15 protein-coding genes are annotated in these 17,382 nt (G+C 43.5%); 10 read left to right on the top strand and 5 right to left on the bottom strand.

Features of this window, described 5'->3' with window-relative positions:
- Window positions 1-89: 89 nt before the first annotated feature.
- On the bottom strand, window positions 90-995 hold the full coding sequence (locus R7O03_RS03635; RefSeq protein WP_213897555.1) for a DUF808 domain-containing protein: 906 nt from the start codon (window positions 993-995) through the stop codon (window positions 90-92).
- Window positions 996-1,167: 172 nt separating this feature from the next.
- Here R7O03_RS03635 and R7O03_RS03630 point away from each other — a divergent pair, with 172 nt between their 5' ends.
- Entirely contained in the window at window positions 1,168-2,085 is a 918-nt protein-coding gene (locus tag R7O03_RS03630) for a M14 family metallocarboxypeptidase (RefSeq protein WP_213897554.1), read from the top strand.
- Here R7O03_RS03630 and R7O03_RS03625 read toward each other — a convergent pair.
- Window positions 2,080-2,868, bottom strand: a complete 789-nt coding sequence (locus R7O03_RS03625) for an AraC family transcriptional regulator (protein WP_005385013.1) — start codon at window positions 2,866-2,868, stop codon at window positions 2,080-2,082. The genes R7O03_RS03630 and R7O03_RS03625 overlap by 6 nt on opposite strands.
- Before the next feature lie 98 nt (window positions 2,869-2,966).
- On the opposite strand from R7O03_RS03625, the gene R7O03_RS03620 reads away from it, so the two are divergent.
- The 3 genes from R7O03_RS03620 (at window position 2,967) to R7O03_RS03610 (ending at window position 4,920) form a co-directional block, all read left to right on the top strand.
- Window positions 2,967-3,872, top strand: coding sequence for a DMT family transporter (locus R7O03_RS03620; protein WP_104980110.1), 906 nt, complete (start codon window positions 2,967-2,969; stop codon window positions 3,870-3,872).
- Window positions 3,873-4,017: 145 nt separating this feature from the next.
- Window positions 4,018-4,503 carry an acyl-CoA thioesterase gene (locus tag R7O03_RS03615; protein ID WP_054728738.1) on the top strand — a complete coding sequence of 162 codons (486 nt, stop codon included), beginning with the start codon at window positions 4,018-4,020 and terminating at the stop codon, window positions 4,501-4,503.
- A 171-nt stretch (window positions 4,504-4,674) separates the two neighbouring features.
- A complete protein-coding gene (locus R7O03_RS03610) occupies window positions 4,675-4,920 on the top strand; it encodes a hypothetical protein (protein WP_005375277.1) in 246 nt (81 codons plus the stop codon).
- Window positions 4,921-5,287: 367 nt separating this feature from the next.
- Here R7O03_RS03610 and malG read toward each other — a convergent pair whose 3' ends face one another.
- The 3 genes from malG to malE all read right to left on the bottom strand — a co-directional run bounded on the left by malG (window position 5,288) and on the right by malE (window position 9,023).
- On the bottom strand, window positions 5,288-6,178 hold the full coding sequence (gene malG / locus R7O03_RS03605) for a maltose ABC transporter permease MalG (protein ID WP_005375275.1): 891 nt from the start codon (window positions 6,176-6,178) through the stop codon (window positions 5,288-5,290).
- Window positions 6,179-6,190: 12 nt separating this feature from the next.
- Window positions 6,191-7,765, bottom strand: coding sequence for a maltose ABC transporter permease MalF (malF, locus tag R7O03_RS03600; protein ID WP_005375273.1), 1,575 nt, complete (start codon window positions 7,763-7,765; stop codon window positions 6,191-6,193).
- 79 nt (window positions 7,766-7,844) lie between these two features.
- Window positions 7,845-9,023: a maltose/maltodextrin ABC transporter substrate-binding protein MalE gene (gene malE, locus R7O03_RS03595; RefSeq protein WP_005375272.1), complete on the bottom strand. Its 1,179-nt coding sequence runs from the start codon at window positions 9,021-9,023 to the stop codon at window positions 7,845-7,847.
- A 672-nt stretch (window positions 9,024-9,695) separates the two neighbouring features.
- Between malE and malK the strand changes: the two genes are divergently transcribed.
- From malK to R7O03_RS03565, 6 genes are all read left to right on the top strand, one after another.
- On the top strand, window positions 9,696-10,814 hold the full coding sequence (malK, locus tag R7O03_RS03590; RefSeq protein WP_005375271.1) for a maltose/maltodextrin ABC transporter ATP-binding protein MalK: 1,119 nt from the start codon (window positions 9,696-9,698) through the stop codon (window positions 10,812-10,814).
- 422 nt (window positions 10,815-11,236) lie between these two features.
- A complete protein-coding gene (locus tag R7O03_RS03585) occupies window positions 11,237-12,637 on the top strand; it encodes an undecaprenyl-phosphate glucose phosphotransferase (RefSeq protein WP_033906767.1) in 1,401 nt (466 codons plus the stop codon).
- A gap of 10 nt (window positions 12,638-12,647) precedes the next feature.
- Window positions 12,648-13,853, top strand: a complete 1,206-nt coding sequence (locus tag R7O03_RS03580) for an outer membrane beta-barrel protein (protein WP_017821252.1) — start codon at window positions 12,648-12,650, stop codon at window positions 13,851-13,853.
- Between the two features lie 12 nt (window positions 13,854-13,865).
- Complete coding sequence (locus R7O03_RS03575; RefSeq protein ID WP_005375265.1) at window positions 13,866-14,399, top strand: polysaccharide biosynthesis/export family protein; 534 nt, start codon at window positions 13,866-13,868, stop codon at window positions 14,397-14,399.
- 15 nt (window positions 14,400-14,414) lie between these two features.
- A complete protein-coding gene (locus R7O03_RS03570) occupies window positions 14,415-16,595 on the top strand; it encodes a GumC family protein (protein ID WP_005385847.1) in 2,181 nt (726 codons plus the stop codon).
- Complete coding sequence (locus R7O03_RS03565) at window positions 16,573-17,382, top strand: putative capsular polysaccharide synthesis family protein (protein WP_065275440.1); 810 nt, start codon at window positions 16,573-16,575, stop codon at window positions 17,380-17,382. The genes R7O03_RS03570 and R7O03_RS03565 overlap by 23 nt, the downstream gene beginning before the upstream one ends.

Below are 17,382 nucleotides of genomic sequence, written 5' to 3'. Positions count from 1 at the left end.
TACTGACGTTTCACCTATAAAACAGGGTCATGCTTTTTGTAAAAAGAAGTCATGACCCTTGTTATTATCGTCTCATGTTTTAGATGTGATTATTGACCACGAAGCTTTTCAACCATCGTCCATACCGCAACCACAACCAACCCCGCCACAAAGCCGATAATACCGTTCAGTAAAATAGGCAAAATGGCTGTAGCAACCGAATGACCACTAAAGTTCATAATAATCGGCTCTACAAAGTGATGAATGGCTGGCACGTTGTGCACCATAATTCCTCCACCCACCAAAAACATCGCAGCAGTTCCTACAATGGTTAACAACTTCATCAACTTTGGTGCAAAAGCGACCAAGGCCCCTCCGACTTTCGCCACCCAACCTTTACCGTTTGAGCGACTTTCAAGGTAAAGGCCTAAATCATCTAGCTTCACAATCCCAGCGACTAGTCCATAAACTCCAACCGTCATAATCACTGCAATTAAACTGACAACTAAAATTTGCGTAACAAGACTGGCTCCTGTCACGGTACCTAACGCAATCACGATGATTTCTGCTGAAAGGATAAAGTCTGTCCGAATCGCACCAGAAACTTTACGCTTTTCATACTCTTCTATCGACTCGCCAGTATTAACTAGCTCATCTTCTTCTTCGTGCGGATGCGAGTGAGGAAACACTTTCTCAAGTACTTTCTCTGCCCCTTCAAAGCAGAGAAATAAGCCGCCAATTAGCAATAATGGCATGATAAGCCATGGAATAATCGCGCTAATAAGTAAAGCTGAAGGAACTAAAATCAATTTATTTTTGAATGAGCCTTTTGCAACCGCCCAAACCACTGGAATCTCTCGCTCAGATGCAACACCAGACACTTGTTGAGCGTTTAACGCTAGATCATCTCCCAACACACCTGCGGTTTTCTTTGCCGCCATTTTTGACATTAAGGCGACATCATCAAGCACCGTGGCAATATCGTCCAACAGTGTGAGTAAACTTGCTCCAGCCATTTTTTGTCTCTTATATGAAATTGAGTAAGTAACAAAATGTAACACCAATGAATCACTCATCAAAGTGATGATTTTGCAAAGAATACCACCCCAAATGGTGTTTTATATTGCCGTAAAGATAAGACAGGTCTAGTCTTGTGATACCTTTCAGCAGTCAAAAGAAAAAGTATAGATGAAAAGTGGATACATTTACCCGATCGGTACTCCTGGCCAACCTTGGAACGAAGAAGAACGTAAAGCTTGGTTAGCAACGCAAGAAGTAAAACGTAGCTACCAAGATGAAGTCGTCAGTAAAATCGATGCCCTACGCGAGCGTTTTGATGTTGAACAATATGGTGCGCTCTCATACAACGAGGCACGCTTCCCTCTGTTTTGTATCAAAACACACAATTGGGATTCAACTAAACCTGTTGTGTTGGTCACAGGCGGCGTGCACGGTTACGAAACCAGCGGTGTACATGGCGCATTAAAGTTTGTAGAAACAGAAGCAGAGCGCTATGCAGAGCATTTCAATATTGTCGTTGCACCCTGCGTAAGCCCTTGGGGTTACGAGGTGATCAACCGCTGGAATCCAAACGCGATTGATCCAAACCGCTCTTTCTATAAGGATAGCCCTGCCGAAGAGTCCGCTAACCTCATAAAGCTAGTTGCAACTTTAGGCGATGTGTTAATGCACATTGATCTACATGAAACGACAGATTCTGACGAAACTGAGTTCCGTCCAGCCTTAGCTGCTCGTGATGGTATTGAGTACATTGAAGGTATGATCCCAGATGGCTTTTACACGGTGGGAGATAGTGAAAACCCTCAGCCTGACTTCCAAAAAGCGGTCATTGAGTCAGTTGCAAAAGTGACTCACATTGCACCAGCAGATGAAAACGGCGAAATCATTGGTTCACCCGTCGTACAGTTTGGCGTTATCAACTACCCAATGGTAAAACTGGGCCTGTGTGGCGGCGTAACAAATTGCGTTTACGGCACGACAACGGAAGTGTACCCAGACAGCCCAACAGTGACCGACGAAGAATGTAACGATGCACAGGTTGCAGCCGTAGTTGGTGGTTTGAATTACATAATCGCTCAGCTATAACAATCGATTCTTGTATTGCTCCGGTGTCATGCCGGAGTATTTCTTGAACATCGCGATAAAAGGGCTAGCTTGGTTATAACCTAACGTCAGAGCGACTTCTTTTACGGTCTGCCCTTTACGCAGCAACTCCATAGAATGTAAATATCGCACACGTAAGCGCCACTCAGTAAAGCTCATTCCTAACTCACTCTGGCAATGTCTCGCTAACGTGCGTTCTGTGGTATGCACTTTTGCCGCCCACTCCGCCAAACTGATCTCATCCGTCGGCGATTCTTCTACTGCTTTTAAAATCGGTTCAAGATACTTATTGTCGGTAGTCGGTAAAAAGTGATGTTCGACTTCTTGCTTTGCAAGCTGGTCCAATAACACTTGTACCAAGCGCTTGTCTTCATCAGTTTGCGCCACATTAATGTCTCGCTGACGAAAGTCCTCAATAATAGATGACACGATTGGAGTCACTTTGATCAAGCTCGTTTTAGTTGGAAAATGCGCCGTCAATTCAGGGGCAATATTCAAAGAACAATATTCGATTGGCTTACGGTTGTAGCTAGTGTGACGAATTCCGGCGGGAACCCAAATAGCAAGATGTGGAGGTGCTAGAAATCTTGTGTCTTCTGCATCCATCTCCAGAATCCCACCGCTGATCAGTTGCACTTGCCCCCAAGGGTGGCTATGAATTCGTGTTTCTGTATTAGAGAGAAACGCTTCGAAATTCATAAATACATCTGATGGCGCACGATCGATTGATAAGGAGGGATGAAGATTTCTGGCGCTCTTTTTCAAAATTGTCTTCCTATCGCTTACGATGTCTTTTAAGAGATACTTTTTATTATAAAGACCTGCCAGACTAGCGCCATCAATAATTGTGCTATAGGGTTCTCATGATTTATTTACTTCCGTTTTTCACCGTTATGATTTGGGGTGGTAACTCAATTGTGAACAAGATGGCTGCGAGCGCCATTGAACCAAGTGCGATGAGTTTCTACCGTTGGTTTGTCGCAATGGTACTCCTAACGCCATTTTGCCTGCCTGCAATCATCAAACAACGACACATTATTCGACCTTACTTAGCTAAGTTGGCGTTTCTTGCGTTACTTGGTATGGTTCTCAACCAGTCACTTGGATACTATGCCGGTTTAACAACAACGGCCTCTAATATGGCCCTGATCACCTCTTTAGTTCCTTTGATCAGCGTGTTTTTAAGTGTCCCATTGCTCGGTAAATCTATATCAATGTTAAGTATCGTCGGTGGTGTCATTTCGCTCGGCGGCTTGGCATTTATGCTTGGTCACGGTGATATCACTTACTTTTTACATCAAGACTTAACGCAAGGTGACAGCTTAATGCTCGTTGCTGCCATGGTATACGCGGCTTATTGTGTTCTGCTAAAACGCTGGAAAATGCCATTCAGTAGTTTGACTCTGGTTTACATGCAGGGCTTCTTTTCTGTTTTGATGCTCACACCACTTTGGCTCTCTAGTGAGCAACTGTTACCAAGCCAAGACGCGCTACCATTAATCGCTTATGCTGGTATTGCTGCTTCCATTTTCGCGCCGCTGATGTGGGTCAAAGCGATTGATTCAATTGGTGCTGATTCAAGTGCTATGTTCATGAACCTAATGCCTGTGGTTTCCGTCATACTTGCTTCAACACTAATTGGTGAGAAAATTTACACTTACCACATTATTGGTGGGTTGTTAGTCATCTCTGGCGTTATCTTGTCGCAAATAAAAGTAAGACAGAGAAAACCATTGTCCAATTCTGAGATTGCCTCTACCACCAATTAACATCTACACCCCAAGCCACAGAACTACGCTGTGGCTTGTCACTTCCAGCGTTCGAATAAAAGTTAATATTTTGTTTCATTCGCTATTCCCGAAAATTCATCTTGCTGCTAAATTGGGAAAACAATAACCCATCAAGGAAAGACAGATGAGCAGTGGTCAAAGAGACATTACCCTTCGCTTTTTAGCAGAACCCAGCGACGTAAATTTTGGCGGAAAAGTGCACGGCGGCGCCGTAATGAAATGGATCGACTTGGCAGCATACGCCTGCTCTGCAGCGTGGAGTGGTAAATATTGCATTACCGCATATGCTGGCGGCATTCGGTTTGTTGCGCCGATTCATGTCGGCAACTTAGTCGAAGTTAGCGCGAAAGTCATTTATACCGGACGAAGCTCAATGCACATTGCGATTGACGTGCAAGCTAGTGATCCAAAGCAAATGAAAAACAGACTCACCACTCACTGTATCGTTATCATGGTTGCTGTAGATGAAAACGGAAAACCAACCGATGTACCGAAATGGATTCCAGAGTCAGGTGAAGACAAAGCCTTAGAGCAATCCGCTATCCGTCTTATGAACATGCGTAAAGAGATTGGGGAAGAAATGGAAGCACACGTTAAATATCTCAAGTAACTGGCATCCGTTAAGAGCGCTATTAAGTACCTCAACGTTACCTAGACCCAGAGTGTGGAGCAACATCATGGTTTCGCCATTTGTTTCACGCTCGCCCTTCTCTGTCATAAATCCTTCACCTAGCTTTGCTTAAATCCATCCATTATTTTAGAGTTGGATAGAGTTTGGATCTTGAGACTAAAAGAAACGACCTTAAGTGAAGAGACGTTGACCAATTTAAAAGCGGTCGAGTACCAGTGGGTGAGAACCATGTACGTCGAGGGGTATAACGAAACAGAAATTAATCATTACATTCAAACTTGCTTTGGCGGTGACGTTACCTTTGCTAATTTATTTCGTCGCGTCGCACTGCAGCAAGAAAGTTTGTACACGCTGCTTCAATACGTTGGATGCGCACCTTCCAGCCGAGAGTTTTAATCTCTTCCTTCCCTACCTCAATTTAGCTTTTTACTAAGCTCTAGTTATTTATGTGAAGTGCTACGCAGGGCATTATTCAAGCCCTGTGTAATCCATTGCAAAGCCGCTAATCTCTATCAACTTATTGCACAATTGCCTTTAACAGGCATAAAAAAACCTGAGTCTAAACTCAGGTTATGGTTACAAAAACTGTTAGTGATTGAATCGTAAGGAACTAAGCTAACAGCCAGCTATGCGTAACGCCAATAAAAGCCAAGATATTACTGATCGGCGGCCAAACCAAAATTGTAATATCCGTGCTAAGTATAAGGGCGACCATGTGGTCGCCCTTTTCTAGTTATTCTTATCAATCTCAGACCACAAGAGATTATCCTTTCACACCACCAGCGGTTAGACCACCAACCAACCAGCGCTGCGCAAGTAAGAATACGGCAGTGATTGGCACTGCTGAAAGTACAGCAGCTGCGGCAAAGTCACCCCACAAGTAGTTTTGTGGATATAGGTATTGCTGCATACCCACTGCAAGTGTGTATGAGTCTACATCAGAAAGCAGTAGTGATGCTACAGGAACTTCACCAATTACCATGATGAACGACAAGATGAAGACTACCGCTAAGATTGGCACAGACAGTGGCAGCAATACCAAACGGAATGCTTGCCATGGTGTAGCACCATCAAGAGCCGCCGCTTCTTCTAGAGACGAGTCAATACTTTCGAAGTAGCCTTTAATGGTCCAAACGTGCAGTGCGATACCACCTAAGTAAGCGAAGATCAGACCGCCATGCGTGTTCAGACCAAGGAAAGGAATGTACTGACCCAGTTTGTCGAACAACGCGTACAGAGCAACCAATGCCAACACTGCAGGGAACATCTGGAAGATCATCATCGCTTTAAGAATGGTGTTCTTACCTTTGAACTTCATACGAGCAAACGCGTAAGCCGATGTGGTTGATAGCGCCACGATTAGGATTGCAGAAATACCACCCACTTTTACAGAGTTCCACAGCCATGTCATTACTGGGAATGGTGGCGGTGTAACTGTACCGTCTGGATTAGTCACCGAGAAACCTAATGCCAATTTCCAGTGATCAAGTGTTGGGTTGTCTGGGATCAGGCTACCCGTTGCAAAGTTACCTTCACGGAATGAAATCGCGATGATCATCAGTAAAGGGAAAATAATCAGTGCCAAGAATGCCCACATTGCAATATGAGTAGCCCAAACACGATACTTTAATGACTTACCTTGTACCATTGCCATTGTAATTTCTCCTTAGTCCTGAGCTACTTTAGTTACGCGTAGGTTGATAAGTGCCAATGCGCCAACCAATAGGAAGATAAGCGTTGCTACCGCACTTGCTAGACCGAAGTCTTGACCGCCAGCACCTTCGAATGCAATTCGGTAGGTGTAACTTACTAGTAGGTCGGTGTAACCCGCAGGCTCTGATGTACCAATCATGTTTGGACCACCGCCAGTCAACAACTGGATAAGTACGAAGTTGTTGAAGTTAAATGCAAAACTCGCGATCAACAATGGTGTTAACGGCTTCAACATCATTGGTAGTGTGATACGTGTGAAGTTCGTGACAAAGTTCGCACCATCAATTGCTGATGCTTCATATAAATCGTCTGGAATCGCTTTTAGTAAGCCCATACACAAAATCATCATGTAAGGGAAACCAAGCCAAGTGTTAACAATTAAGATCATGGTTTTCGCCATGAACGGATCAGAGAACCAAGCCGGGCTAATGCCGAATAAGCCTTCCAACAACATGTTGATCTCACCAAAGCTTTGGTTAAACAAACCTTTAAAGATCAAGATAGAAATAAACGCCGGAACTGCATAAGGCAGGATTAGCAACAAACGGTAAACTGAGCGACCTTTAAGTGCTTCCCACTGAACCACACTGGCAAGGACAAGACCAATAACAAGCGTAAATAATACGGTTAGCGCAGAGAAAACAATGGTCCAGATAAAGATACTGATAAACGGCTCTTTGATACCATCATCTTTCCAAACACGCTCAAAGTTGTGGGTACCAATGTTCACCACGAAACCTGGTGACACTGTGCTACCAACAAATTGACCGTTTTCATCGACAGGCTGGTAGTAACCTACTTCCATATTTGGACGTAGCGTTTCTTCAGTCCGGTTGTTGTAAAGCGTTTCACCATCTTCTTGTAATGTGTACAAAGGTACAACTGCAGCAAATTTGCGCAGCCCACTCATGCGGATATCATCACCACTTGGCAAATGTAAATCGACACTGCTCAACGCACTGCGGTTCTTAACAATCGCCTTGATTGATTCTTTTTCACCCGTTACTTCTTCAATTGGTGAAAGATCAAACTCCGATGCTGAAAGGTTATCAAGCTGAAAAGTCGGGCTTGCAAGTAGCTCACCATCTTTTTCAACCACAAGTTGATGGCCTTGCTCCGTTTTATACAAAGTGAACGGGTAGCTATCACCACTTTGGTAAGTTCGGTCCAAAAGTACGTTCTGAGCGCGATCAAAAGAGAGTTGGTTTTTCGCGCTATAGTTGGTAAACGCCAAACCTATGGTGTACGCCAAAGGAAAAAGAATGAAAAGGATCATCCCTGCTATACCAGGGTAGATGTAACGGTGTGCGTACGTCTTTTTACTACCAAAGATGAACAACGCTAAAGCGGTAAGAATGAGCGTAAGTAGTGCAAACGCAATCTCACCGCGAGAATACATAAGGATTGTTGCGTAGCCATTGATGATGCCGACTGTGCCTAAAAGTGACCATTTCATGAACACTTTTTTGCTGCTCGGAAGGCTGGCTTCTGGTGCTGTCATAGCATTTGTACCTTGAACTGACTGCATAGGGAACCTGCTAGCGAATATAGAATAAATATAGAAAAGTAAGGAGGAGTTGCCTCCTCCTTAAAAAGGTCTTACTTAATTATTTAGTCATTTGTTTTTCTGCATCTGCAAGAGCTGCATCGACAGTTTGACGACCGTCAACTACGTTGATGATTGCGTTCTTAGCCGCACCCCAGAATGCGTTCATTTGAGGGATATTTGGCATGATTTCGCCGTTCATCGCATTGTCCATTGTTGCTGCGATACGAGTATCTGAATCTAGCTCACGTTGGAACGAGTTAAGTGCTACCGCACCTAGAGGCTTATCGTTGTTAACCATACGTAGGCCATCGTTTGTTAGTAGGTAGTTCTCAATGAACTCAACTGCTAGATCTTTGTTTGGAGACGCAGTGCTGATACCAGCCGTTAGAACACCAACGAATGGCTTAGAAGATTGACCTTGGAACTTAGGTAGCGTAGTCACGCCGTAGTTAACGCCAGACTTCTCAATGTTGCCCCAAGACCATGGACCGTTGATCGTCATCGCTGTTTTGCCTTGGTTGAACGCAGACTCAGACACTGAGTAATCCATATCCGCAGAGATTACGCCTTTGTCAACTAAGCCTTTTACGAAGCTCATTGCGTCTTTAACGCCTTCTTTCGCGATACCTGCGTCTTTAACATCGTAACCTTCAGAAGTGTATTTAAACGCGTAGCCGCCATCAGCAGCCATTAGTGGCCAAGTGAAGTACGGTTCTTTTAGGTTCCACATGATTGCAGACTTGCCGTCTTTTTTAAGTTTTGCATCTAATGCTGCAACCTCTTCCCAAGACTTTGGTGGGTTTGGAACTAGGTCTTTGTTGTAGATTAGAGATAGAGACTCAACCGCAACTGGATAGCCGATCAATTTGCCGTCGTAACGTACTGCATCCCAAGCGAAATCAACGATACCTTCTTGAATATTCTTAGAAGGTTTAATTTCTGCTAGCAGGCCAGCTTCTGCGTAACCACCGAAACGGTCGTGAGCCCAGAATACGATATCAGGACCGTCGCCAGTCGCTGCAGTTTGAGGGAATTTGTCTTGAAGGCCATCTGGGTGAGCCACAGTCACTTTAATGCCTGTGTCTTCTTCAAATTTCTTACCAACTTCAGCAAGGCCGTTGTAGCCTTTATCACCGTTGATCCAGATAGTAAGTTGTCCTTCTTCGATGGCAGCATTAGCACCAAAAGAACCCAAAGCAACAAGAGTACCTAGTGCTACAGCGCTTAACTTTTTCATGTTCGTATCCTTTTTATATTTTTGATGTAGGGCTAGTCCATTGAGGTTCAGCCGTATTTCGACATATATCATCTGAAATAATCCAATATGTCTCATCCTCCTAATCCCTACGCCCTTACAATTATGACGTATTTTCGTGATCTAAATCGCCAAGGGTAAGAGACTCAAATCACAAAATGGATAGTTCCTGTGATCGGTTTCAACTTTAGGTGGTGCAATAATGTGATTTCCGACCAACTGCTTTCTTCCTCCTCCTTTTTTACTCCTCCCTTTCTACTCCCCCTACAATTATTTCTATTAGGAGGATGTCGCACTACGCACAATCTTAGAAACTGCAGTCATCCAAGAGTGGATGGTAAGAACCCTTTCCCAGCAGTGCCTACGTATTAGGAAAAAGATTTGCTGGTTTTGCATTGCCAGACGAGTGGAATGTCATTATTAGTGTTGTTTGTGGTAATTATTTCACGGGGGAGACAATACGAATAATGTGGGGGAGAGAAACTCGTACTTGGCTATGATGGGTAGCACTTCTATTCAGGACATTTTATTGAAGTGCTACCCTACTTTTCTTACCAACCGCAAGAACTTACCGATTCCTACTGTTACTGCTCGCTAGATAATTCATATAATGATGAGCGGTGAATAATAAAAAATTGATCGAGGACGAGCTACATGGCGAGTGTCACGTTAAAAAATGTTTGTAAAGCGTATGGCGACGTACTGATTTCTAAGAACGTAGACCTAACAATCAACGAAGGTGAATTTGTTGTTTTTGTAGGTCCATCAGGTTGTGGTAAATCTACCCTTTTACGTTGTATTGCCGGTCTTGAAGACATTACTTCAGGTGATTTGTATATTGGTGACCAGCGCATGAATGACGTCGAACCATCCAAACGTGGTGTTGGTATGGTATTCCAGTCTTACGCTCTTTACCCGCACCTTAACTTATATGACAACATGTCATTTGGCTTGAAACTAGCAAAAGCAGACAAAGCAGAAATCGACAAGCGTGTTGAACAAGCAGCAGAAATCCTACAACTAGGCCACTTGCTTGAGCGCCAACCAAAAGCACTTTCTGGTGGACAGCGTCAACGTGTGGCGATTGGCCGAACATTGGTATCGCAGCCAAATGTATTCCTTCTAGACGAGCCACTATCAAACTTGGATGCGGCACTGCGTGTAAACATGCGTGCACAAATTACTAAGCTACAACGCCAACTTGGTTGTACCATGATCTACGTAACGCACGATCAGGTAGAAGCGATGACAATGGCAGATAAAATCGTTGTACTAGACGGCGGTTATGTATCGCAAGTTGGTAAGCCGCTTGAGCTTTACCATTACCCACAAAACCGCTTTGTAGCTGGCTTTATCGGTTCTCCGAAAATGAACTTCATGAGCGTATTCATTGATGAAGTAGAAGCAGAGCGCGTCAAAGTTCAACTATCTAACGGCGTATCTTTCTGGATTCCGGTGGATGGTACAACAGTTAACCGCGGCGACCGAATGTCTTTAGGCATTCGCCCTGAGCACCTATTATCCGCTTCTGAAGCTGATGCAAGTATTCACGGTGAAGTGATGATTGTTGAGAAGCTAGGTAACGAAACTCAAGTATACCTAAATCTAGAAGGCGCGGACGCCGACGTTATTTTCCGTCAGCCGGACACGCTTGCAGTCGACACTGGCGATAAAATCGAGATCGGTATTCCAGCTCATCGTTGTCACCTGTTCCACAGTGATGGTCGCGCATGCCGCCGCCTATACAAAGAAAACGGCGTAGAAGTCGAATAGTTCATTCGTCCTTACTCAAAAAAATCCCTCTCAAGTGAGAGGGATTTTTTTATCTTAATAAATATCAGCAATTCGATACTAAATCATTAATCGTTAACGAATCAAATCACCCGTTTCTTCTACCCTCACATAAACCATTGTCTTTGTACTGATACTTCATTTTTAATACTTTTCCTCATTCCTCATAAGTAAGTACCAGCTTTTTCCTAACCCGCCAAACTTAGCCAAAGGGCTAAATATCATTCTTATTTCCACTTACCTCAACAAAGCAAATTTTTACACTTATCAACGAAATTACACGTGACAAAAAACTCAGCAGCATTCCACAGAATGCTCTGTGCACTAACTACTAATAACGTTCACGACACGGCAATTGGGGAAGACACCCAAGGGCGGTAGCGTGTCAGAAGGGAAACTGAGTCATGAAACAAAAAGGACTTATCCGCTCTCATGAGATGGAGTTCGCTTTTTTATATCGCATCTCAGATCTTGCTGTCATCGTCTCTTTTATGCTGCTTTTAGTGTTCAAAGACATGAATACTGCGATGGGGAAAGATTACGTCATATTGGCTTTCGTTGGAGGCATCTCCTTTCTATTTATGGCAGAAAGCGGCAATCTGTATCGCTCTTGGCGAACCAGTTCGTTTAAAGAGCAGATGTTTATTGTCTGTGTTGCTTGGGCGGTGACTTCTGCACTTATCTTTATTGTGCTGTATTTTTCTGAAGTCCATACCTTATTTGATAACACAATTTTAGCGCTGTGGTTTGCGATTACGCCCGCTCTGCTTTTAGCATGGCGAGTAACATTCCGTACCGGATTAGCCTATTTGAGAAAAAAAGGATTCAACACTCGCACTGCGATCATCATCGGCCAAACTCCTCACGGCATTACCCTAGCTAACGAAATTCAAAACCACACAGAACACGGCGTGCTTTTTGATGGCTTTTACGACGAACGATCTTCCGACAGATTGCCAAATTCTGATTATCCTATTAAAGGAGCTGTTGACCACGCCCTTGAGCGAGCTAAAAAAGGGGAAGTAGATTACGTCTATATCGCGATGCCAATGCACGCAAAAGAGCGCATTGCGTCACTTCTTAACCAATTCTCAGATACCACCGCAAATACGTATCTGATTCCCGACTTCTTCACTTATAACCTTTTACATTCTCGTTGGGCGCAGATCGGCCAAGTTCAAACACTAAGTGTCTTTGATACACCTTTTGCTGGAATTTCTTCTTGGGTAAAACGGTTTGAAGACATCTTGTTTTCGAGCATTATTTTGGTCTTAATCGCCCCTATTCTATTCGTCATTGCGATTGGCATTAAGGCAACTTCTAAAGGCCCTGTCATCTTTAAACAACATCGTTACGGTCTTGATGGACGCAAGATTGAAGTCTGGAAGTTCCGTTCAATGACAACCATGGATCAAGGTTCCAACGTGAAACAGGCGACAAAGAACGATCCTCGTATTACGCCTTTTGGCGGATTTCTACGTCGCACCTCTTTGGACGAACTACCTCAATTTATCAATGTACTGCAAGGGACCATGTCTATTGTCGGCCCACGCCCTCATGCCGTGGCACACAATGAAGAATACCGTCAGATCGTGGATCGCTACATGCTACGTCACAAAGTAAAACCAGGCATTACTGGCTGGGCACAGATTAATGGTTATCGCGGCGAAACCGACACCTTAGAAAAAATGGAAAAGAGAGTCGAGTTTGATTTGGATTACATCCACCATTGGTCGGTTTGGATGGACATCAAAATCATCTTTATGACCGTTTTCAAAGGCTTCACTGGTGCTAACGCTTACTAAGGTTAAGATTATGAAGAAACTGACAATGGCAATAGCATTAAGTCTGTTTTCTACTGACTTGCTCGCAGAACCGATGGCTTACCAAACCGAGTCTGGTATAGAGTTGATTCCCCTCGTAAAAACTTTCTACGAGGGAGATGACAACATCAATAAAGCGGAAAAATCCGGCAATGTAGAATCGGTCAATATTTGGGGTATAGAACCAAGCTTACTAGCACGTATAGAACGGAATCGCTATCGCGCAGATATTTTATATAAGTTAAAAGCTGGCTTTTCATCTGACGATCGCAACGACTTCGACGACCACACTTTTCAGTTTTCCAACTTTTTCGAATTTAATCATCGTCATCGTTTAGTGGTTGATTACCGTTTTCGCGCCCAGCATGAAGTTCGAGGAGAAGATATTACCGAAGGTAATGGTAGCGCAATCGACTCACCAATAGAGTTCAACCGTAACGATGTAAAAACCAATTATGTCTTTGGATCTAACGGTGCCAAAGGCAGACTCGAATTCGGTTTAGGCTATAGTGATAAAACCTATCAAAACTATCGTGACGGCTTGCCTGGTCGCCCAAACGCTAAAACTAAATACAACGATTTTCGAGCTCCCAATGCACATTTGGAGTTCTATTTAAGAGCGACGCCAAGAACCTATTGGTTAGTCGGAACAAACCAAATCGTAACCGAGTATCAGCACCGAAATTCTGCGCAGCCATCGAAAGATAACAACACCAGTTTCTATTACACCGGTGCCGAATGGGAAGTCACAGGAAAAACCAAAGGCATCGCTCGACTCGGTTATCAAATCAAAGATTTTGACAGCGCTCAACGAGAGACATTTAAAGGCTTTAGTTGGGATATCGGCTTTGAATGGTTGCCTCAAGAACAAACTCTAGTCAGCGTGAAAACCACTCAAGCGGCGGTTAACCCCGATCAAGATGGCGATTACAACCTACAAACTCGTTACCGACTGAACCTCAAGCACGATTGGAATAGTTACCTTGCAACTCGCTTAGGTGCTGTTTATCAACAAGATGATTACACGGGAATCTCCAGAAACGACGATCGGTACACTCTATCTTTTGGTATCGATTATCAGATCAAACGTTGGATACAGCTGCAAGCCGATTGGCAATACCAAGATAAAAACTCTAGCCGATCGGGTTATAGCTTCGAACAAAACATTTGGACTTTAAGCGCACAGTTTTCTCTGTAAAAAGGATTATTAATGAAGGCATTCATCAAATTCATGAGTGTAGCGTTGTTGCTATTTAGCACTTTGGTCAACGCTGACTCAAACGAGGAAGATTACTTACTCGATACTGGCGATACCATTTCCGTGCAGGTCTATGGTGAAGAAGATCTTACGATTAAAAATATTCTAATAACGTCAGATGGCTATTTTGATTACCCCTACCTTGGCCGAATCAAAGCAATCAAAAAAACACCAAAACAACTCAAGTACGAAATAGAAACGGGCTTAAAAGGCGATTATCTCATCAATCCAAAAGTGATGGTCACCATCAATAACTTTCGTCTGTTTTACGTTAATGGCGAAGTCAGGAAACCTGGTGGATTTGAGTACCGTCCAGGGTTAACCATAGAGAAGGCCATCGCTCTAGCAGGTGGCTTGACCGACAGAGCCTCACGCAAAGGCATTAACCTCACCAAGCATAAAACAGGTCAAACGATGGAAGGGGTCAGTATGCACCGCAACGTTGAACCTGGTGACATTGTATTTATTGACCAGAGCTTCTTTTAAGTGACAGGGAATCAAATGAACGGGACTCATCCAAATAATCTCCAGATGAACAAAGTAGAACTGATTCGTTTTGGCCATCACTTCAAAGCGATTAAAAAGAATTGGCTAAGCATCGCAGCATTCACGCTTCTGTTCTCATTAACTTGTACTTGGTATATCTACTCCAAAGCATCGATATACCAAGCTACAGCTACGCTACTCATCCAAGAGGAGCAAAAAAGCGCCCTTTCAATCGAGGAAGTATATGGCGTCGACACGACAAAAAAAGAGTACTTTCAAACGCAAATCGCCATTTTAAAATCGAATCATATTGCAGATAAGGTCATTAGAGAGCTGAACCTCACCCAATTACCTGAATTCACAAGCTCAGGGGGGTTAAATAAAAAAATCGACCAAATAAAGTCGATTCCTTTTGTTCAAGACCTACTGAATGTGGCACCAAGCCCAAAAGAAACCGCGCAGTTTTCAGAGTCCTATTATCAGGCACTTCAAGCTTTCAGAAGTAAACTCGATATTGAGCCAGTACGTAACACCCAATTAGTCAGAATTCGCTTTCGTTCTACCGATCCTAAGCTTGCTACGACAATCGCCAACGCGGTCGGCCAAGCCTATATTGACGCAAATTTTGAAGCCAAATTGGTCGTTACACAAAATGCGGCTACTTGGTTGACAAATAACTCTCAAAAATTGGAGGAGCGATTACGTAACTCGGAGCAAGCGCTGCAAGAATTCTTGTTAAAAGAAGGGTTGATCGATATAAACGGTATTGATGAAATTTACGCAAATGAGCTAGAAGAACTCACTCGCAAGCTGAATATCGCTGTTAATAAGCGTATTGAAGCGCAGACGTTAATCCAACTGTTACGACGTAAATCTTCGCAAAGTTTAGACAGCTTGTTGTCAATTGATGAATTCGCTAATCAAGCGCAAATCCGCGATCTAAAATTGTCGGAAGCACAGGCAGCCAAAAATCTCTCTGAACTGGCACAGCGCTACGGACCTAAGCATGATCGAATGATTCAGGCGAAAGCACAGCTTGCTGAAATTCAATCAAGAACCCAGCAACTCATCCGGGACATTTCCTTCAGTAAGCAACAAGACCTTCTTGCTGCAAAAGCGCAAGAGGACATGCTTCGAGCAGAACTCGATAACAAAAAGTCAGACTTCCAATCGTTAGGGTCACAAAAAGCGCGTTACGAACAGTTAAAACGCGAGGTTGAATCCAATAAGGCACTCTATGAAGCGTTCTTAAATCGTGAGAAAGAGACCAACGCCACCAGCGACTACAAGAATGTCACTGCTCGCTTTACTGATAAAGCCATCATCCCTCTATTCCCGGTGGCACCACAACGAATCAAACTGGTACTAATTGCCACCTTTTTTGGCTTTGCCATTGCTTGCGCTCTGGTCATCATCTTAGAAACGATGCGAGAAGTTATCCGAAGCACAGCCGATGTGCAGGAAAAACTTGGTGTTACGTGTTTAGGTGTGATTCCTATGGTCAAAAAACGCAATTTGCGTAAAAACGGCGTCAGTTATACCGCGTATTTAGATGATGAAGAAAAGCTATTTAGTGAAGCTTGCCGCTCCGTCAGAACCTCGCTTCTGCTCAGATTAACCAACACGAAGCAAAAGATATTGCCCTTTACCTCTGCTATTCCAGAAGAAGGAAAAACATCGACCAGTATCAATATGGCGGTGTCGTTTTCAAAAATGGAAAAGGTGTTGATCATCGACTGCGATTTACGTCGACCTTCCATCGCAAAGCGATTCGGTATTGCTGAATCAAGCCCTGGCTTAACGCATATCCTGACGATGGATACGCCAATCAAAGATTGTGTTACACATATAAAAGAAGCCAACTTAGATGTATTATCGGCCGGCCTAATTCCGCCAAACCCACAGGAATTACTGGCTTCTGATCGCTTTAAAAAGTTGCTCGAACATTTTCAAAATAAGTATGACCGGATCATTATCGATACGCCGCCCCTACTGTCAGTGAGTGACGCACTTATTCTTGGTCAATATGCCAATGGTCTGATTACCGTCATTCGCTCAGAATCAACAAAATCATCACTGGTTAACCTTGCGTTATCTAAACAAATACAACACTCAGTTCCATCTCTTGGCGTCTTAATCACACAAGCCAAGGCCAAGGAAGGAGAGACGCTTTATGTCCAGAAATACGCCTACTAACGTAAACCTATCTTGGTACCAAACCTTGAAAAGCCAAGAACAGCCGGTATTGATCTATCAAATGGGCAAAGTAGGTTCGAGTGCATTAGAGCATTCCATTCCTAACTCGATTCACTTGCACGACCTTATGACCGTCGATGCGCAAAAACAAATATCCCCCGTTAGAGCGCAATTGCATAAACCTCAGATCAATGCGTTAAAGCGACGACTAAAGCGTATAACGATGAGCCATATGTTAAAGCGCAAAAAAAAAGTTCGAATTATCTCGCTGGTGCGAGAACCGATCGGACGAAATGTCTCAATGTTCTTTCAAGCACTTCCTTTTTGGATGGCGGACAAATATCTAAAGGATGACAGCGCAATACGTACCGAACGACCGCAATTACTCCAAGAAGCATTTGATAAGCACATGAATCATCAATATGCGCTGCAGTGGTTTGACAACGAGATCAAACAACTAACAGGGATTGATGTGTTTAACGAGTCTTTTAATCACGAAGTAGGCTATCAAACATACCATAACAATAACTTCTCACTGTTGGTCATTCGAAGTGACAAGCTAACGCAGGCTAACTCCGCAGTTGAAGACTTTTTAGGTTACCCCGTGGATGTTGTTTATGAAAATCAATCAGACAACAAATGGTACTCGCCACTAATGAAAGAATTCAAAACGCAATTTCAACCTACACCCGAGTACGTTGAAGAAATGCTGAATTCTAAATTGACGAAGCACTTTTTCTCAAATGCAGAAATCACCGACCTTAAACAGCAATATCTGACCAATTAA

The organism is Vibrio sp. Vb2960, assembly GCF_033337665.1.
Classification (GTDB): Bacteria; Pseudomonadota; Gammaproteobacteria; order Enterobacterales; family Vibrionaceae; genus Vibrio; species Vibrio alginolyticus.
This window is presented reverse-complemented; position numbering and strand designations above follow the sequence as displayed.

Excerpts from the sequence above, each read along its gene's own strand:
- R7O03_RS03635 (WP_213897555.1), bottom strand. The coding sequence starts at position 995 with ATGGCTGGAGCAAGTTTACTCACACTGTTGGACGATATTGCCACGGTG.
- R7O03_RS03630 (WP_213897554.1), top strand. The coding sequence starts at position 1,168 with ATGAAAAGTGGATACATTTACCCGATCGGTACTCCTGGCCAACCTTGG.
- R7O03_RS03620 (WP_104980110.1), top strand. The coding sequence starts at position 2,967 with ATGATTTATTTACTTCCGTTTTTCACCGTTATGATTTGGGGTGGTAAC.
- R7O03_RS03615 (WP_054728738.1), top strand. The coding sequence starts at position 4,018 with ATGAGCAGTGGTCAAAGAGACATTACCCTTCGCTTTTTAGCAGAACCC.
- malG (WP_005375275.1), bottom strand. The coding sequence starts at position 6,178 with ATGGCAATGGTACAAGGTAAGTCATTAAAGTATCGTGTTTGGGCTACT.
- malF (WP_005375273.1), bottom strand. The coding sequence starts at position 7,765 with ATGCAGTCAGTTCAAGGTACAAATGCTATGACAGCACCAGAAGCCAGC.
- malE (WP_005375272.1), bottom strand. The coding sequence starts at position 9,023 with ATGAAAAAGTTAAGCGCTGTAGCACTAGGTACTCTTGTTGCTTTGGGT.
- malK (WP_005375271.1), top strand. The coding sequence starts at position 9,696 with ATGGCGAGTGTCACGTTAAAAAATGTTTGTAAAGCGTATGGCGACGTA.
- R7O03_RS03585 (WP_033906767.1), top strand. The coding sequence starts at position 11,237 with ATGAAACAAAAAGGACTTATCCGCTCTCATGAGATGGAGTTCGCTTTT.
- R7O03_RS03580 (WP_017821252.1), top strand. The coding sequence starts at position 12,648 with ATGAAGAAACTGACAATGGCAATAGCATTAAGTCTGTTTTCTACTGAC.
- R7O03_RS03575 (WP_005375265.1), top strand. The coding sequence starts at position 13,866 with ATGAAGGCATTCATCAAATTCATGAGTGTAGCGTTGTTGCTATTTAGC.
- R7O03_RS03570 (WP_005385847.1), top strand. The coding sequence starts at position 14,415 with ATGAACGGGACTCATCCAAATAATCTCCAGATGAACAAAGTAGAACTG.
- R7O03_RS03565 (WP_065275440.1), top strand. The coding sequence starts at position 16,573 with ATGTCCAGAAATACGCCTACTAACGTAAACCTATCTTGGTACCAAACC.